Here is a 16,460-nt window from a genome sequence, read left to right on the forward strand (position 1 = left end):
CTGGCGATCGATTTCTGTTCGGAGCGGATGGGAGGCCGGTACCGGTGAACCGATAATGTCGCGGCTGTTCAGGTGAACGGACTCGCCCGTCGGGGCGCGGGCGTTCACCGCGCAGGGCTTTTCGGGAGGAGATCCACAGTGGGACGGTCCGTTCTGGTGACCGGAGGCAACCGCGGCATCGGGTTGGCCATCGCCCGCGCGTTCCAGGCGGCGGGCGACGAGGTGGCGGTCACCCACCGCGGCTCGGGCGCTCCGGACGGGCTGCGCGGCGTGCAGTGCGACGTCACCGACGCCGAGCAGGTCTCGGCGGCCTTCGACGAGGTGGAGGCCGCGCAGGGCCGCGTCGAGGTGCTGGTGTCCAACGCCGGGATCACCGACGACGGGCTGCTGCTGCGCATGGGGGAGGAGCAGTTCGGCCGGGTGCTCGACGCGAACCTCGCCGGTTCGTACCGGGTCGCGAAGCGGGCGGCGAGCAGCATGCTGCGGCTCAAGCGCGGCCGGATGGTGTTCGTGTCCTCCGTGGTGGGTCTTTCCGGCGGGGCCGGTCAGGCGAACTACGCGGCGAGCAAGGCGGGTCTGGTCGGCCTGGCGCGCTCCATCGCCCGCGAGCTGGGGTCGCGGTCGATCACCGCGAACGTGGTCGCCCCCGGGTTCGTCACCACCGACATGACCGACGCGCTCTCCGAGGAGCGCAAGAAGGAGATCTTCGCCCAGGTGCCGCTGGCCCGGTTCGCGGAACCGGAGGAGGTCGCGAGCACGGTGGCGTGGCTGGCCTCGGACGCGGCCGCCTACGTCACCGGCGCCGTGATCCCGGTCGACGGCGGCCTGGGCATGGGGCACTGAGCGGTACCCGCCCGGTTTTTCACCCGGCCCGCCGCGCGGCGGGCCCAAGCAAGCACAGCGGAGGAAGTTCGTGAGCGGATTGCTCGAAGGCAAGCGCATCCTGATCACCGGCGTGATCACCGACGCGTCGATCGCGTTCCACGCGGCCAAGATGGCGCAGGAGCAGGGCGCGGAAGTGGTGCTCACCGGGTTCGGCCGGATGAGCCTGGTGGAGCGCATCGCGGGCCGGTTGCCGAAGCCCGCGCCGGTGCTGGAGCTGGACGTGACCAACGCCGAGCACCGCGACAGCCTGGCCGACCGGGTGCGCGAGCACGTCGACGGCCTCGACGGCGTGCTTCACTCGATCGGGTTCGCGCCGGCGTCCTGCCTCGGCGGTGACTTCCTGGACGCGCCGTGGGAGGACGTGTCCACGGCGGTGGAGATCTCGGCGTACTCGCTGAAGTCGCTGACCACCGCGACGCTGCCGCTGCTGTCGGCGGGTTCGTCGATCGTGGGCATGGACTTCGACGCGCGCGTCGCCTGGCCGGCCTACGACTGGATGGGCGTGGCGAAGGCGGCGCTGGAGTCGACCAGCCGCTACCTGGCCCGCGAGCTCGGTCCGCGGGGCATCCGGGTGAACCTGGTGTCGGCGGGCCCGGTGCGCACGATGGCCGCGAAGTCCATCCCCGGCTTCTCCGGGCTGGAGGAGACCTGGGGCGAGCGGGCTCCGCTGGGCTGGGACGTCAACGACCCGACCCCGGTGGCGCAGTCGATCTGCGCGGTGCTGTCGGACTGGCTGCCCAAGACCACCGGCTCGATGATCATGGTGGACGGCGGGTTCTCCGCGCTCGGCGCGTGAGCCCGGTGGGGCGTGCGCGGGCCGCCCGCACGCCCCACCCCCCGTGAGCGGCCCGTTCGGCGGCGGGCCATCATGGTCGGGTGAGTTTCGATGCGCTGCTGTTCTTGTCGTTCGGTGGACCGGAGGGCCCGGAGGACGTCCGGCCGTTCCTGGAGAACGTCACCCGGGGCAGAGGCGTGCCGCCGGAGCGGCTGGACGAGGTGGCCGAGCACTACCACCACTTCGACGGGGTCTCGCCGATCAACCGGCTCAACCGCGAGATCATGGCCGGGTTGCAGGAGCAGCTGCGCGCCGAGGGCCGGGACCTGCCGGTGTACTGGGGCAACCGCAACTGGCACCCGATGGTCGAGGAGACCGTGGCGCGGATGGCCGAGGACGGCGTGCGCAACGCGCTGGTGTTCGCCACCTCCGCGTGGGGCGGCTACTCGGGTTGCAAGCAGTACCACGAGGACATCGCCCGGACCCGCGAAGCGGTGGGGGAGCAGGCCCCGGACCTGGTGAAGCTGCGCCAGTTCTTCGACCACCCGCTGTTCGTGGCCGCCAACGCCGACGCGGTGCGCCGCGCCTACGCCGAGCTCGGTGATCCGCAGGCCCGGCTGGTGTTCACCGCGCACTCGGTGCCGGTGCGCGCCGATTCGATGCCCGGCCCGGACGGCCGCCCCGAGTGGTACTCCCGGCAGGTCGCCGAGTGCGCCCGGCTCGTCGCCGAGGAGGCCGGGGTGGAGGCCTACGACGTGGTGTGGCAGTCCCGGTCCGGCCCGCCGCAGGTGCCGTGGCTGGAGCCGGACGTGGTGGACCACGTCGAGGACCTGCACGCCAAGGGCGTCGCCTCGGTGGTGGTGAGCCCGATCGGGTTCGTCTCCGACCACCTCGAAGTGATCTGGGACCTGGACAACGAGGCCGCGGAGAAGGCCGCAGAGCTCGGCATGGGCTTCGTGCGGGCCGGGACCGCCGGGGACGATCCGCGGTTCGCGAAGATGATCGTGGAGCTGATCTCCGAGCACGTGGACGAGGTGCGGCCGCGGAAGCTGTCGCTGATGCCCGCCGCCGGCTGCGGCCGCAACGGCGAGGTGTGCGCGCCGGGCTGCTGCTCGCCGTCCTGACGCTCGTCGCTCGCGGGGCCGCGGTGGTCGTGGGACCGCCGCGGCCCTCGCGCGTCCGGGCTCAGTCCCGGACGGGGGCGCCGATGGCGAGGAAGATGCGGGTGCAGTGCTCGACCAGGTCGTCGCGGTCGATGCGCAACGCCCCGTCCAGCCAGGCGGTGAGGGTCTGGGCGAGGCCGCCGACGGCGAACTGGCTGAGCACGTCCAGGTCGGCGCTGTCGCCCAGCCCGTAGAAGTCCTTGGCCTGGCCGCCGAGCAGTCCGGCGAACAGCAGCGTGGAGCGCTGCCTGCGTTCGGCGAGCACGGCGCCCGCGCGGGTGGAGAACAGCAGTCGCCCGCGCCGCGGGTCGTCGCCGACGACGCCGATGACGGTGCCGAGCCCGGCCCGCACCTTGGCCGCCGCGTCGTGCGGGGCGGCCGTGACCGCGGCCAGCGCGCCGGTGGCGAGGTCGTCGATGACCTGGTCGTAGACGGCGGCGGTGAGCTCCTCGCGGTCGGCGAAGCTCTCGTAGAAGTAGCGGGCGGCGAGCCCGGCCCGCTTGCACACGCCGCGCACCGAGAGGGTGGCGTCGGCGTCGGGTGCGCCGAGCAGGTCCAGGCCCGCTTCGAGGAACCGGACGCGCCGCTCGGCCTTGCGGTGGTCGCCGTCGACACCGCCGTACACCCGCAGGGAAGACGGCTCCATGCCGCCCATCTTGGCATCTCGCGGGACGGGTCCGGGCGGGTCTTGACAGTGGGGGAACTGATCGGTTCCATATCTGCTAACGGGTGTGAGCAGAGTTCGCCGGGCGGGGCCGCCCGCACTGCCACCCGCTAGCGGAGGAGAGGGACCGATGACAGCTCCCACCGGATCACGCGTGCGCGAGGACGAACTGGTCGTCGGCGCCGGCCTGCTCGCCGGCGGCGCCAACGTGATCATGCAGCTGGCCCGGCCGGGCGTCGGCTACGGCGTCGTCGAGAGCAAGGTCGACAGCGGCAACATCTTCAAGCACCCCGTCAAGCGCACCCGCACCACGCTGACCTACCTCGCGGTCGCCACCATGGGCACCGACGAGGAACGCGCCCTATTCCGGCGCGCCACCAACCGCTCCCACGCCCAGGTGCGCTCCACCTCGACCAGCCCGGTGTCCTACAACGCCTTCGACAAGAACCTGCAGCTGTGGGTGGCGGCCTGCCTCTACCGCGGCATCGAGGACGTCCACCGGATCTTCGTCGGGGAGCTCACCGACGCCGAGATCGACGAGCTCTACCGGCGCTCCGCCACCCTCGGCACCACCCTGCAGGTCACCGACGACATGTGGCCCGCCGACCGCGCCGCCTTCGAGGAGTACTGGAACGACGCGCTCGACCAGGTCCACGTCGACGACACCGTGCGCGCCTACCTGCACCAGATCGCGGTGCTCGGTTTCATGCCGCGCTACGTCCGCGCGCCGCTGGGCCGGTTCAACCGGTTCATCACCACCGGCTTCCTGCCGCAGCGGTTCCGCGACGAGATGCGGCTGCCCTGGACCGACCGCGACCAGCGCCGCTTCGACCGGCTCACCCGCGTCATGGGTGCGGTCATCCGGCGGCTGCCCCCGGTGCTGCGCAAGTTCCCGTTCAACTACTACCTGTGGGACGTGCGGCGCCGGATCGGGGCGGGTGCTCCGCTGGTGTGAGTCAGTGCTTGCCGGCGCTGTCGGCCAGCACCCGCACCATCTCCGCGATCGAGGCCCGCCGGGCCGCCCGGACCGAGTCGAACAGCGGCCGCAGGGCCTCCGTGCGCGCCCGCGTCGCGGACGCCGACAGCGCTCCGCCCGGGGCGTCGTCGGTGGCCACCCACAGGATCGCCTCCACCTCGGAGGCGCGCTGCAGGATTCGCAGCGGCCGCTGCGGCACGTCCTCCGGCCACGGCGGCTTCGGGCGGTCGGCCACCGTCGAGGCGATCTCGTCGCGCACGCCGGGGCGGTGCTTGGCGATGTCCAGGTCGATCAGCGTGCTCGCGGCCTCCCGCATCGCCGAGGACATGCCGTGCTCGGCCTCCCCGATCGGCAGGTGCTCGGCGGGCGGCAGCTCACCGACGGCGAACACCGTCCAGCGCAGGATCCCCTCGGCGACCGGCTCGGGCACCAGGCCCAGCCCGGCCTCCGGCAGCACCGCCGCCTCACCGCGGCGCAACGCCTGCTTGGAGAACGGGCTCGCCGAACCCAGGCCCCGCACGTCACCGGGTACCGGCAGCGCCAGCTCCCCAGCGGTGGCACCGGCCTTGCGCAGCGCCGCCAGCAGCAGCGCCGGACCGGCCGGGGTGTCCTGCGGGCCCGGCAGTTCCAACCGGGCGGCGAGTTCGTCGTCGGCGGCGCGCACTTCCTGCGATTCGCCCCAGACCTGCAGAGCGTCGAGCACGTCGTCCGCGGCGGTCGCACCGTGCAACCACGCGGACGTCCAGACGACCATCGTTGCGCTTGGGCATGGCACGTCGAGAGAGAGTACGTATCCCGTCCGCGCGCATCAGCCCGGGGGCCGCGCGGTGTGGGCCTCGTCGCGGGCGGCGTGCCGCGACCACGGCGTCCGCGATGGTGCATAGGATCTTCGCGTGCGTTCGGTCAACTACGGCAACGACGTCCTGTCCTCCGGTCGCAAGCGCCGCGAGATCCCCGAGGTCCCCGCCGAGCCTGGGCTCGTGGTCGAGGACCCGGCCAGCGGCTTCTGCGGCGCGGTGGTGCGCGTGGAGAAGGGCAACGCGGTGCTGGAGGACCGGCGCGGCGCCCACCGGCTGTTCCCGATGCGGCCCGCCGCGTTCCTGCTGGAGGGCCGCCCGGTCACCCTCGTCCCGGTGCCCGCCACCGCCCCAGCCGCGACCCGCACCTCCGCGTCCGGGTCGGTGCACGTCGACGGGCTGCGGGCCAGGGAGGCTCGGGGCAGCCGCATCTGGGTGGAGGGCCTGCACGACGCCGAGCTGGTCGAACGCGTCTGGGGCCACGACCTGCGCGTCGAAGGCGTCGTGGTGGAGCCGCTGCACGGCGTGGACGACCTGCCCGGGCTGCTCGGCGAGTTCCGCCCCCGCGCCGGTCACCGGGTCGGGGTGCTGGTGGACCACCTCGTCGAGGGCAGCAAGGAGTCCCGGCTCGTCGGCGGGATCGACGACCCGCACGTGCTCATCACCGGACACCCCTTCGTCGACGTGTGGGAGGCGGTCAAACCCGCGTCCCTGGGCATCGCGGCCTGGCCGCGGGTGCCGCGCGGGCAGGACTGGAAGGAAGGCGTCTGCGCCGAGCTGGGCTGGGGCGAACCGGCCGAGGGCTGGCGCCGCGTGCTCGGCGCGGTCGAGGGCTTCCGCGACCTGGAGGCCCCGCTGATCGGCGCCGTCGAGCGGCTGATCGACTTCGTCACCGAGCCCTGATCCCGTTCCGGGCCTGCCCGGGCGTCCACGGTGGAACGCCGGCGTTCCACCACCCGAGCGCCGCGCGGCGGGAGCCGAGCCGGTCAGGTTGGCCGGAACAACCCCACAGAACGCTTGTGCTCTGCCACGATGGGTGCATGGCCCCCGTCGTGTGGTTGATCATCGGTGTGATCCTGGTGGCGGCCGAGGTGCTGTCCGGGGAGTTCGTCCTCGTGATGCTCGGCCTCGCCGCGCTGGGGACCGCGCTGGTGGTCCTGGCCGGAGCGCCGACGTGGCTGGCGGCCGTGGTGTTCGCCGCGCTGGCCGGGGGACTGGTGCTGGGGGCGCGTCCGGCGTTGAAGCGCCGCTTCCTCGGTGGCCGAGAGCTGAAGACCAACGTGGACGCCCTGGTCGGCAAGCACGCCGTCGTGGTCGCCACGGTCGACCACCAGGGCGGCCGGGTCCGCATCGACGGGGACGTGTGGTCGGCCCGCGCGAGCGCTGAGGCCGACGTCTTCGAAGCCGATTCAACGGTGCTGGTCACGGAGATCTCCGGGGCCACCGCCATCGTCGCGGCACAACCGTGAACTGGAGGGTGCAGTGGAATTGATCGTGCTGGCGGTGGTGGTGCTGCTGGTGATCGTGGTGGTGGCCAAATCCGTCCTCGTGGTGCCGCAGGCGCAGGCCTCGGTGATCGAGCGGCTGGGCCGGTTCCGCACCGTCGCCGCGCCCGGGCTGAACTTCCTGATGCCGTTCCTGGACCGGGTGCGGGCGAAGATCGACCTGCGCGAGCAGGTGGTGTCCTTCCCGCCGCAGCCGGTGATCACCCAGGACAACCTGACGGTGTCGATCGACACCGTGGTGTACTTCCAGGTCACCGACTCGCGTTCGGCGGTCTACGAGATCTCCAACTACATCGTCGGCGTGGAGCAGCTGACCACGACGACGCTGCGCAACGTGGTCGGCGGCATGAGCCTGGAGGAGACGCTGACCTCCCGGGACCAGATCAACACGCAGCTGCGCGGCGTGCTGGACCAGGAGACCGGGCGCTGGGGCATCCGTGTGGCGCGGGTCGAGCTCAAGGCGATCGACCCGCCGCCGTCCATCAAGGACTCGATGGAGAAGCAGATGCGCGCCGACCGGGAGAAGCGCGCGATGATCCTGAACGCGGAGGGCGCGCGCGAGTCCGCCATCAAGACCGCGGAAGGCCAGAAGCAGTCCCAGATCCTCGCGGCCGAGGGCGCGAAGCAGGCGTCGATCCTGGACGCGGAGGGCGAGCGCCAGTCCAGCATCCTGCGCGCCCAGGGTGAGCGGGCCAGTCGCTACCTGCAGGCGCAGGGCCAGGCGAAGGCGATCGAGAAGGTCTTCGCCGCGGTGAAGCGGGGCAAGCCCACGCCGGAGCTGCTGGCCTACCAGTACCTGCAGACCCTGCCGCAGATGGCGCAGGGCGACGCGAACAAGGTGTGGGTGGTGCCCAGCGACTTCAACAAGTCCTTGGAGGGCTTCGCCCGGATGCTCGGTGCGCCCGGCGAGGACGGCACGTTCCGCTACGAGCCCCCGAAGGAGGAGCCGCCGGCGGGCAGCCCGGAGGACGAGGAGGAGTCGGTGGCCGCGTGGTTCGACACCTCGTCGAACCCGGAGGTCGCCGAGGCCGTGCGCGCCGCGGAGGAGGTGGCCCGCAAGGAGGTGCCGAGCGCCGCGGCGGGGATGCCCTCCGGTGGTGCCGCGTTGTCGGGTCCGAAGGCCACGCAGGCGCTGGGGGAGACCGGGGCGCTCGGTGAGCCCCCGGTGGGTGGTGGTTCCCCGGCCTGATCGGATTCTGGCCCGGGCAGAGGCCCGGGAGCGAGAAGAAGTGGGCGGCGTGCGCGCCGCCCACTTTTGCACCGCAACCACTTTATTAGCTCGATGGTTTCAGCGGCGGCCGAAATCAATGATCTAAAGATCAAGAACAAGAACGTGCAAAGACGCTCGGGGGCCGGCGCTCAGGCTGGGGGTTCGAGCATCGGGCCGCCCGCGACTCCGAGCGCTCGCAGCACGCCGAGCAGGTGGTCGCGCAGGACCGCCTTGGCGGTGTCCGCGGCGCCGTCGCGCACGGCGGTCGCCACCTCGGCGTGCTGCCGGGTGATGTCCGGGCGGCGGTCCTGGGTCCGGGCTCCGGCGGTGATCCGCAGTTGCCGGTCGCGCAGCGCGTTGTAGAGGTCGTCGATGATGGGGTTGGCCGCGGCGGCGACCAGCCGGGCGTGGAAGTCGCGGTCGGCCTCGTGCATCTCCGCCGTACTCAGGCCGCTGCCGTCGCACGCCGCGTGGGCGCTGAGCTCCTCGCCGACCCGGCGCATCGTCGCGGGGCCGTCTGCCGCGATCTTGTCGATGGCGAAGCTCTCCAGCGCCAGCCGGGCTTCGAGGACGGCGCGGGCCTCGGTGGGGGTGACCGGGACGACCAAGGCTCCCCGCTTCGGGTAGAGCCGCAGGAAGCCTTCGGTCTGCAGCCGCAGGAAAGCCTCGCGCACCGGGGTGCGGGACATGTTCATGGCGGTGGCCACTTCGCCTTCGGACAGCAGGTGCCCGTCGGGGTAGGTGCCGTCGAGCAGCCCGGTCTTGACGTGCCGGTAGGCCCGGTCCGCGGCCGGAGGTTCCGCGCTCGCCGGGCCGGTGCCGCCAGGGGCGGCGGTGGGCGGCGGCACGTCGTGGTTCGGTGTTGCGCTCGACACGCGCCCATAGTACTGATCCGCGCCTTGTATCTATGGTGGATACAAGTCGAGAGAGGTGGGTGTTCCGGTGTCGGTCGGTGTTGCCGGGGAACAGCAGGTGGCGCGATCGAGCGTCGTCCAGCGCGGGGCCTGGCTGGTGTGGGGCGTGGGTGCGGCGTGCTACTTCGTGGCGTTGTTCCACCGGGCGAGCTTGGGGGTCGCGGCGCCGGACGCGCTGGTGCGCTTCTCCGCGGGCCCGGGGGTGCTGGCGCTGTTCTCGGCGCTGCAGCTGGGCGTGTACCTGGTGCTGCAGGTGCCGTCGGGTCTGCTGGCGGACCGGTTGGGGCCGCGGCGGGTCATCACCGGCGGGGTGCTGGCGCTGGCGATCGGTTCCGCGGTGTTCGCGGTGAGCGGCTCGGTGCTGGGTGGGGTCACCGGCCGGGTGTTCATCGGCATCGGTGACGCGTTCATGTTCACCAACGTGCTGCGGTTGGCGGCGCAGTGGTTCCCGGCCGACCGCTACGGCCGGGTGGCGGCGCTGACCGGTCTGGTCGGTGGGCTCGGGCAGGTGCTCTCGACGGTGCCGTTGACCTCGGCACTGCACGGTCTGGGCTGGGTGCCGACGTTCTTGGGGGCGGCGGGTCTGACCGCGGTGTTGGCGGTGGTGGCAGGTGCGGTGATCCGGGATCGGCCGGCCGGGCTGGGCCCCGAGGTCCCGTCGGAGGTCGGGGAGCGGATCTCCCGCACGTTGCGCGTGGTGGTGGCGCAGCGCGGCACGAAGCAGTCGTTCTGGGTGCACTTCGTGCTCCTCTCCCAGTTCTTGGCGATCACGACGTTGTGGGGTGCGCCGTGGTTGACCGGTGCGCAGGGCGTGGTGTCGTCGGCGGCCGGTGGTCTGCTGCTGGTGGCGGCGATCGGGTTCATCGCGGGCTCGTTGGTGGCGAGCCAGTGGATCGCGGGGCGCCCGCGGCGGCGGGAGCGCTACACGCTGGGGATGTCGGTGCTGGTCGTGCTGACCTGGCTGCTGGTGGTGGTGTGGCCGACGGCCATGTCGGTGCCGCTGCTGGTGGTGGTGCTGGCGGTGCTGGGCTTCGGTGGTGGCGCGGCGATGCTGGCGTTCGACGGTGCGCGGGAGGCGAACGCGGTGCACCGCTCGGGTGCGGCGTCGGGCGTGGTGAACATGGGCGGTTTCCTGGCGGGGGTGCTGATCCAGGTGCTGGTCGGGTTGGTGCTGGAGGTGGTGTCGGTGCTGCCTGCGCTGGAGGCGTACCGGTGGGCGTTCGTGCCGGTGGTGGTGCTGCTGGCGGTGGGTACCGCGGGGCAGTGGGTCTGCCGGACGCGTCCGGTGGAGGTGCGGTCGTGAGGGCGCGGCGCGGCTGAGCGCGGTGCCGGTGCGCGGTTAGGGTCGCGTGATCGGTGCCGTCGGTCGGAGGAGGTCCGGGTGTCCACTGCGCTGGAGCTGCGGAACGTCGTGGGCGGGGTGCGGTCGGGAACGGTGGCGGGGGAGTCGTTGCCGTTGGTGGATCCGGCTTCGGGGGAGGAGTACGGGTCGGCTCCGCTGACGCGGTGGACCGATGTGGACGAGGTGATGGGGGTGGCGGCCGCGGCGTTCGAGGAGTGGTCGGTGACGACTCCGGGGGAGCGGCAGCGGGTGTTGTTGCGGTGGGCGGAGGAGGTGGAGCGGTCCGCGGAGCGGTTCGTGCTGGCGGAGTGCCGGAACACGGGCAAGCCGTGGGAGGTGGTGCGGTCGGGGGAGTTGCCGCGGGCGGTGGATCTGCTGCGGTTCTACGCGGGTGCGGCGCGGTTGCAGGAGGCGGGTGCGGCGGGGGAGTACGTGCCGGGGTGCACGTCGTTCGCGCGGCGGGAGCCGATCGGGGTGTGCGCGCAGGTGGCGTCGTGGACGCATCCGTTGCTGTTGGCGGTGGCGCGGGTGGCGCCGGCGTTGGCGGCGGGGAATGCGGTGGTGTTCAAGCCTGCGGAGACGACGCCGGTGAGCGCGGTGTTGTTGGCGGAGTCGGCGGTGGGGGTGTTGCCGTCGGGGTTGTTCAACGTGATCTGCGGTGATCGGGACAGTGGTCGGGCGATGGTGGCGCACGAGGTGCCGGGGATGTTCTCGATCACGGGGACGGTGCGGTCGGGGATGGAGGTGGCGGGTGCTGCGGCGGCGGATTTGAAGCGGGCGCACTTGCAGTTGGGTGGGAAGGCGCCTGCGGTGGTGTTCGGGGATGCGGAGGTGGGTGCGGCGGCGCGGGGTATCGCGGCGGCGGCGTTCGGGGATGCGGGGCAGAGCTGCACGGCGGCGAGCCGGGTGCTGGTGGCGGAGGGCGTGTACGAGGAGTTGGTGGCGGAGTTGGCGGCGCAGGCGGAGGTGTGGCGGCCGGGGCCGCCGCAGGATCCGGATGCGGCGTTCGGTCCGTTGAACAGCGCTGGGCAGCGGGAGTTGGTGGCGGGGTACGTGGAGCGGTTGCCCGCGCATGCGCGGGTGGTGGCGGGTGGTCGTCGTCGTGGTGGGCGGGGGTTCTTCTACGAGGCGACGGTGGTGGCGGACGTGGAGCAGTCGGACGAGTTGGTGCAGCACGAGGTGTTGGGTCCGGTGGTGGTGGTGCAGCGGTTCTCCTCGGAGGAGGAGGCGGTGGAGTTGGCGAACGGGGTGCGCTACGGGTTGGTGGCGAGTGTGTGGACGCGTGATCATGCGCGGGCGATGCGGATGTCGCGGGCGTTGCAGGCCGGGACGGTGTGGGTGAACGTGCATCGGCCGTTGGTGGCGGAGATGCCGCACAGCGGGTTCAAGCATTCGGCGTCGGCGCGGGATTTCGGCCGGTTCGGGTTGGAGGAGTACAGCCGGGTGAAGCACGTGATGTCCGGTCTGGGGTGAGCGGGTGGTGGTCATGACTCCATGGTGCGGAGTCGAACAGGCGTTCGCCAGTGCTCGATGGGGTGATCGTGTCAGCGGGTGGCGGTGCCGTTGTCGGTGGCGTCGCGGAGGGCGACGGAGAGCAGGGCCGCGGCGGGTCCGGTGAGGCGGTGCCCGGCGCGCCAGACGGCGTGCAGGGGGCGGTGGAGGTCGAGTCCGGTGACGGGGACTTCGACGACGTGGCCCGCGGCGAGGTCGGTGGCCACGGCGAGGGTGCTGAGCACGGCGGGTCCGGCGCCTGCGACGACGCTGTTGCGCACCGAGGTGGTGGAGTGCAGTTCGAGCAGGGGTTCGGTGGGGGTGGCGCCTGCGGTGGCGAGCGCGTGTTCGAGGGTTTCGCGGGTGCCGGAGCCGTGTTCGCGGACGATGAGCGGGGTGGCGGCGAGTTCGGTGGGGTCGAGGGGTTCGCGGCGCCGGGCCCAGCGGTGGTCGGGTGGGACGACGACGGTGAGGCGGTCGCGGGCGAGGTAGCGCACGGAGACGCCGTCGGGGACCTCGGGTGATTCGAGGAAGCCGAGGTCGGCGCGGTCGTGGCGGACGGCGTCGGTGACGGCGGTGGAGTTGGCGACGTCGAGTTCGAGGCGGAGTCCGGTGAAGGCGGTGCGCAGCGAGGTGAGCCAGCGCGGGGCGAGGTAGTCGGCGATGGTCATGCTGGCGGCGACGCGGAGGCGTTGTTCGTGGCGGGCGCGCAGGGCGTGCACGCCGGTGTGCAGGGCGTCGAGGTCGGTGAGCACGTCGCGTGCCCAGTCGAGGACGGTGCCGCCGGCGGGGGTGAGGTCGGCGCCGCGACGGGTGCGTTCGACGAGGTGGAGGCCGAGGCGGCGTTCGAGGCTGTTGAGGCGTTTGCTGGCGGAGGGTTGGCTGATCCGCAGTTGGGCGGCTGCGGCGCCGATGCTGCCGAGTTCGGCGATGAGCACGAGGAGTCGCAGGGATAGCGGGTCCGGATCTTCTGCCATGCAGCAACTGTAGCTCGCAGGGGTTCTCTGGCCCTGTGGTGATGCATTCCGGTTATGGGTTCCTGTGCGGTTGACGGCTACCGGGCGCGCGGGTGGCGGGTGAGGCTCGGGGGCATGCGGACGTCGGTGGAGTTGCGTGCGGTGTGGTCGGAGCGTCGATCGGGTGTGCTGGTGGCCGCGGTGGGGGTGCTGGTCGCGCAGCTGTTGTCGGCGTGGGTGCCGGGGGTGGGCGTGGTGACCGCTGCGGTGGTGTTGGGGGTGCTGGTGGGGAACCTGCCGGGTGGCACGGGTGCGGCGGGTCCGGGCTTGGCGTGGGTGGCGCGGGCGCCGTTGCGGGCGGGGGTGGTGCTGCTGGGGTTGCAGCTGGCGGTGGGCCAGGTGCTGGGGTTGGGGGCGGCGACGTTGGGCGTGGTGGTGGCGGTGGTCGTGGTGGGGGTGCTGGGCACGGTGCTGATCGGTCGTGCGCTCGGGTTGCCGCCGGGGTTGTCGGTGCTGGTGGCGGTGGGGTCGTCGATCTGCGGTGCGTCGGCGATCGCGGCGGTGGAGGGCGTGGTGGAGCGCGAGGACGAGGACGTGGCGGCGGGGGTGGCGATGGTGACGGTGTTCGGCACGCTGCTGGTGGTGCTGGTGCCGTTGGTCGGTTCGGCGTGGGGGTGGGGTGCTGAGGACGTGGGGCGGGTCGCGGGTGGCGGCGTGCACGAGGTCGCGCAGGTGGTCGCGGCGGCTTCTCCTGCCGGTGCGGCGGCGGTGTCGGTGGCGGTGGTGGTGAAGTTGAGCCGGGTGGCGTTGCTGGCTCCGGTGGTGGCGGTGATCGGGTTGGTGCGGCGGCGCGGCGGGGGTGGGGTGCCGCTGCTGCCGTTGTTCGTGGTGGGTTTCCTGGTGGCGATGGGGGTGCGGGCCACGGGTTGGGTGCCCGCGCCGGTGTTGGGGGTGGCGGCGCAGGTGTCGTCGGTGCTGTTGGCGGCGGCGCTGTTCGCGTTGGGCACGGCGGTGCGGGTGAGCGGGTTGCGGCGTGCGGGGCCGCGGGCGCTGCTGCTGGGGGCGTGTTCGACGGTGCTGGTGGTGGGCACGGCCGCGACGGGGATGCTGTTGGTGGCGTGATGCGCGCGAACGCGGCCCGGCCGGGACGTCCGGTCGGGCCGCGTTCGTCGTCCTGCGGGTGGCGCGTCGGCTGGGCGTGGCCACCTGTTCGTCCTGGCGGGTGAGGGGCCGCTATCGGCGGGGGCGCTGCCAGGGGTGGGCTCGTTCGTAGGCGCGGCAGGCGCGCAGGACGCGGGCGTCGGAGTGGCGGGGTCCGACGATCTGCAGGCCGATGGGCAGGCCGTCGCCGGTGAACCCGCAGGGGATGCTGGCGGCGGGCTGCTGGGTCATGTTGAACGGGTAGGTGAACGGGGTCCACCCGGTCCAGCGTCGGCTGGTGGCCTCGGCGGGTGCTTCGAGGCCGGCGTCGAACGGGGCGATGCCGACGGTGGGGGTCAGCAGCAGGTCGTAGGTCTCGTGGAAGGCGCCCATGCGCTGGCCGAGGAGCATGCGGGTGTTGGTGGCTTCGAGGTAGTCCTGGGCGTCGTAGGTGAGGCCTTGTTCGACGATCTCGGCGAGCCCGGGGTCGAGCAGGGCGCGTTGGGCGTCGGTGAGGTGCTCGACGGATTTGGCGGCGCCGGAGAACCACAGCACGTGGAAGTCCTCGACGGGGTCGCTGAAGCCGGGGTCGGCGTGCTCGACGGTGGCGCCGAGTTCGGCGAAGGTGCGGGCGGCGCGGGTGACGGCGTCGGCGATCTCGGGGTCGACGGTGGCGAAGCCGAGGTCGGTGCTCAGGGCGATGCGCAGGCCGGCGACGCCGTCGTCGAGTCCGTCGAGGAAGGACTGCGCGGGTGGTTCGAGCGCGGACCAGTCGCGGCTGTCGGGTCCGCTGAGCACGTCGAGCATGAGCGCGGTCTCGGTGACGGTGGTGGTCATCGGTCCGGCGTGGGCCATGGTGCCGTAGGGGCTGGCGGGGTAGTGGGGGATGCGCCCGTAGGTGGGTTTGATGGTGCAGATGCCGCAGAAGGCCGCGGGGATGCGCACGGATCCGCCGCCGTCGGTGCCGATGGCCAGGGGCGCCATGCCGAGTGCGACGGCGGCGCCTGCTCCGCCGCTGGAGCCGCCGGGGGTGCGCTCGGGGTTCCAGGGGTTGCGGGTGATGCCGTTGAGGGTGTTGTCGGTGACGCCCTTCCAGGCGAGTTCGGGGGTGGTGGTCTTGCCGACGAACACGGCTCCGTGTTCGCGCAGCCGGGCGACGGCGGGTGCGTCGGCGGTCCAGGGCTGGTGGGGGTCGATGGTGCGGGAGCCGCGGAGGGTGGGCCAGTCCCGGGTGAGGAAGATGTCCTTGATGGAGGTGGGCACGCCGTCGAGGCGGCCGCGGGGTTCGCCGCGGGACCAGCGGTCTTCGGCGGCGCGGGCCTGGTCGAGGGCGCGGTCGGCGTCGACGAGGCAGTAGGCGTTGACGGCGGGGTCGGCGTCGGCGATGCGGGCGAGGGTGGCTTCGGTGGCTTCGACGGGGGAGAGCTCTCGGGTGGCGAAGCGTTCGAGCATGTCGGTGGCGGTGAGGTCCGCCGGGGTGGTGGCGTGGGTGGGTGCCGCGTCTGGGGTCGAGGTCATCGGTTCCGCTCCGTTCCGCTGACGTAGCCGCGCTGCTTGTCCACTACGTTGCGCAGTTCGCCGCCGTGGGCGTAGCTGCGCAGGTTGTCCAGGAAGAGTTCCACCAGTTCGGTGGTCCAGCCGATGGTGTCGCCGGACATGTGCGGGGAGATCAGGACGTTGGGCATCTCCCACAGGGGTGAGGTGCTGGGGAGGGGTTCGGTGTCGAAGACGTCGAGGGCGGCGCCGGCGATGGTGCCGGCTTCGAGGGCTTCGACGAGGTCGGGTTGGACGACGAGTTCGCCGCGTCCGACGTTGATCAGGCGTGCGGTGGGCCGGAACCGGGTGAGGGCGTCGGCGTCGATGAGCCCGTGGGTCTGCTCGGTCAGGGGTGCGGCGAGCACGACGTAGTCGTAGTCGCCGAGGACGTCGTGGAGCCGGTCGGAGGCGTGCACGGTGCCGAAGTCGGGGTCGCCGGTGCGGGCGACGCGTCCGGCGCCGTGCACGTGGAGTCCGGCGGCGGTGAGCCTGCCTGCGATGGCGCGTCCGATGGGGCCGGTGCCGACGACGAGGGCGGCCTTGCCCGTGATGCGTTCGGTTTCGCGGTGGCGCCATTCGCGGCGGTCTTGCAGGCGCACGCTGGTGTGCAGGTCCTTGGCGAAGGCGAGGACGGTGGCCAGGACGTATTCGGCCATGGGTGCGTCGAAGATGCCGCGGGAGTTGGTGAGGGCGACTTGGGAGTCGAGCAGGTCGGGGAACAGCAGCCGGTCGACGCCGGCGCTGGCGGCGTGGACCCAGCGCAGCGCGTCGGCGTGCGCCCAGGTGTCGGCGACGGCGTCGGAGCGGAAGTCCCACACGAACAGCACGTCGGCGCCGGGCAGTGCGGTGGCGAGCTCGTCCTCGGTGGTGGGGCGGAGTTCGGCGGCCGCGGCGATGCGGTCCATGGCCGGTGGCGGGTTGCCACCGTGGAGGACGACGACGGTGGGGGTGTGGTGGGTCATGACCTGCCTTCGCGGTCGTCGGGGTGGGGGTGCGCGTCGTCGCGGCGTTCCGGGCGATCGCGCCTGCCTGGCTGCCGATCATGGCCTGGAGTCGATCGTCGTCCGGGGATTGACACGCTAGGAAGCGCTCGTAGGATTGTCAAC

Annotated in this window: 16 protein-coding genes; 10 read left to right on the forward strand and 6 right to left on the reverse strand. The window is 72.4% G+C overall.

What is annotated here, in order from left to right; translation table 11 throughout:
• Positions 1 to 138 precede the first annotated feature (138 nt).
• The 3 genes from fabG (at position 139) to H1226_RS13200 (ending at position 2,784) form a co-directional block, all read left to right on the forward strand.
• A complete protein-coding gene (gene fabG / locus H1226_RS13190) occupies positions 139 to 843 on the forward strand; it encodes a 3-oxoacyl-ACP reductase FabG (RefSeq protein WP_224957440.1) in 705 nt (234 codons plus the stop codon).
• A gap of 70 nt (positions 844 to 913) precedes the next feature.
• Positions 914 to 1,681, forward strand: a complete 768-nt coding sequence (gene fabI, locus H1226_RS13195; RefSeq protein WP_224957442.1) for an enoyl-ACP reductase FabI — start codon at positions 914 to 916, stop codon at positions 1,679 to 1,681.
• An 80-nt stretch (positions 1,682 to 1,761) separates the two neighbouring features.
• Entirely contained in the window at positions 1,762 to 2,784 is a 1,023-nt protein-coding gene (locus tag H1226_RS13200) for a ferrochelatase (protein WP_258349244.1), read from the forward strand.
• 61 nt (positions 2,785 to 2,845) lie between these two features.
• On the opposite strand, the gene H1226_RS13205 is transcribed toward H1226_RS13200, so the two are convergent.
• A complete protein-coding gene (locus H1226_RS13205; RefSeq protein ID WP_258349245.1) occupies positions 2,846 to 3,469 on the reverse strand; it encodes a TetR/AcrR family transcriptional regulator in 624 nt (207 codons plus the stop codon).
• A gap of 148 nt (positions 3,470 to 3,617) precedes the next feature.
• Between H1226_RS13205 and H1226_RS13210 the strand changes: the two genes are divergently transcribed.
• Positions 3,618 to 4,442, forward strand: coding sequence for an oxygenase MpaB family protein (locus H1226_RS13210; RefSeq protein ID WP_224966124.1), 825 nt, complete (start codon positions 3,618 to 3,620; stop codon positions 4,440 to 4,442).
• A gap of 1 nt (position 4,443) precedes the next feature.
• Here the strand turns inward: H1226_RS13210 and H1226_RS13215 are convergent, their stop codons facing one another.
• Complete coding sequence (locus H1226_RS13215) at positions 4,444 to 5,217, reverse strand: hypothetical protein (protein ID WP_224966123.1); 774 nt, start codon at positions 5,215 to 5,217, stop codon at positions 4,444 to 4,446.
• Between the two features lie 139 nt (positions 5,218 to 5,356).
• Here H1226_RS13215 and H1226_RS13220 point away from each other — a divergent pair, with 139 nt between their 5' ends.
• From H1226_RS13220 to H1226_RS13230, 3 genes are all read left to right on the forward strand, one after another.
• Complete coding sequence (locus tag H1226_RS13220) at positions 5,357 to 6,163, forward strand: DUF3097 domain-containing protein (protein WP_258349246.1); 807 nt, start codon at positions 5,357 to 5,359, stop codon at positions 6,161 to 6,163.
• A gap of 137 nt (positions 6,164 to 6,300) precedes the next feature.
• Positions 6,301 to 6,729 (forward strand): NfeD family protein, encoded by a 429-nt coding sequence (locus H1226_RS13225; protein WP_258349247.1) that lies wholly within the window; start codon positions 6,301 to 6,303, stop codon positions 6,727 to 6,729.
• A gap of 13 nt (positions 6,730 to 6,742) precedes the next feature.
• Entirely contained in the window at positions 6,743 to 7,954 is a 1,212-nt protein-coding gene (locus H1226_RS13230; RefSeq protein WP_258349248.1) for an SPFH domain-containing protein, read from the forward strand.
• Between the two features lie 170 nt (positions 7,955 to 8,124).
• On the opposite strand, the gene H1226_RS13235 is transcribed toward H1226_RS13230, so the two are convergent.
• Positions 8,125 to 8,850 carry a GntR family transcriptional regulator gene (locus H1226_RS13235; RefSeq protein WP_258349249.1) on the reverse strand — a complete coding sequence of 242 codons (726 nt, stop codon included), beginning with the start codon at positions 8,848 to 8,850 and terminating at the stop codon, positions 8,125 to 8,127.
• A gap of 67 nt (positions 8,851 to 8,917) precedes the next feature.
• Here H1226_RS13235 and H1226_RS13240 point away from each other — a divergent pair, with 67 nt between their 5' ends.
• Together H1226_RS13240 and H1226_RS13245 are read left to right on the forward strand one after the other, a co-directional pair.
• Complete coding sequence (locus H1226_RS13240) at positions 8,918 to 10,192, forward strand: MFS transporter (RefSeq protein ID WP_258349250.1); 1,275 nt, start codon at positions 8,918 to 8,920, stop codon at positions 10,190 to 10,192.
• 78 nt (positions 10,193 to 10,270) lie between these two features.
• Complete coding sequence (locus H1226_RS13245) at positions 10,271 to 11,704, forward strand: aldehyde dehydrogenase family protein (protein ID WP_258349251.1); 1,434 nt, start codon at positions 10,271 to 10,273, stop codon at positions 11,702 to 11,704.
• A 71-nt stretch (positions 11,705 to 11,775) separates the two neighbouring features.
• On the opposite strand, the gene H1226_RS13250 is transcribed toward H1226_RS13245, so the two are convergent.
• The gene (locus tag H1226_RS13250) at positions 11,776 to 12,699 is read right to left on the reverse strand and encodes a LysR family transcriptional regulator (protein WP_258349252.1); all 924 of its coding nucleotides are present in this window, start codon (positions 12,697 to 12,699) and stop codon (positions 11,776 to 11,778) included.
• Positions 12,700 to 12,813: 114 nt separating this feature from the next.
• On the opposite strand from H1226_RS13250, the gene H1226_RS13255 reads away from it, so the two are divergent.
• Positions 12,814 to 13,800, forward strand: coding sequence for a YeiH family protein (locus tag H1226_RS13255; RefSeq protein WP_258349253.1), 987 nt, complete (start codon positions 12,814 to 12,816; stop codon positions 13,798 to 13,800).
• Positions 13,801 to 13,911: 111 nt separating this feature from the next.
• Here the strand turns inward: H1226_RS13255 and H1226_RS13260 are convergent, their stop codons facing one another.
• Together H1226_RS13260 and H1226_RS13265 are read right to left on the reverse strand one after the other, a co-directional pair.
• A complete protein-coding gene (locus H1226_RS13260; protein ID WP_258349254.1) occupies positions 13,912 to 15,336 on the reverse strand; it encodes an amidase in 1,425 nt (474 codons plus the stop codon).
• Complete coding sequence (locus H1226_RS13265; protein ID WP_224968991.1) at positions 15,333 to 16,316, reverse strand: D-2-hydroxyacid dehydrogenase; 984 nt, start codon at positions 16,314 to 16,316, stop codon at positions 15,333 to 15,335. The genes H1226_RS13260 and H1226_RS13265 overlap by 4 nt, the downstream gene beginning before the upstream one ends.
• Positions 16,317 to 16,460 lie beyond the last annotated feature (144 nt).

The organism is Saccharopolyspora gregorii, assembly GCF_024734405.1.
Taxonomy (GTDB): Bacteria; Actinomycetota; Actinomycetes; order Mycobacteriales; family Pseudonocardiaceae; genus Saccharopolyspora_C; species Saccharopolyspora_C gregorii.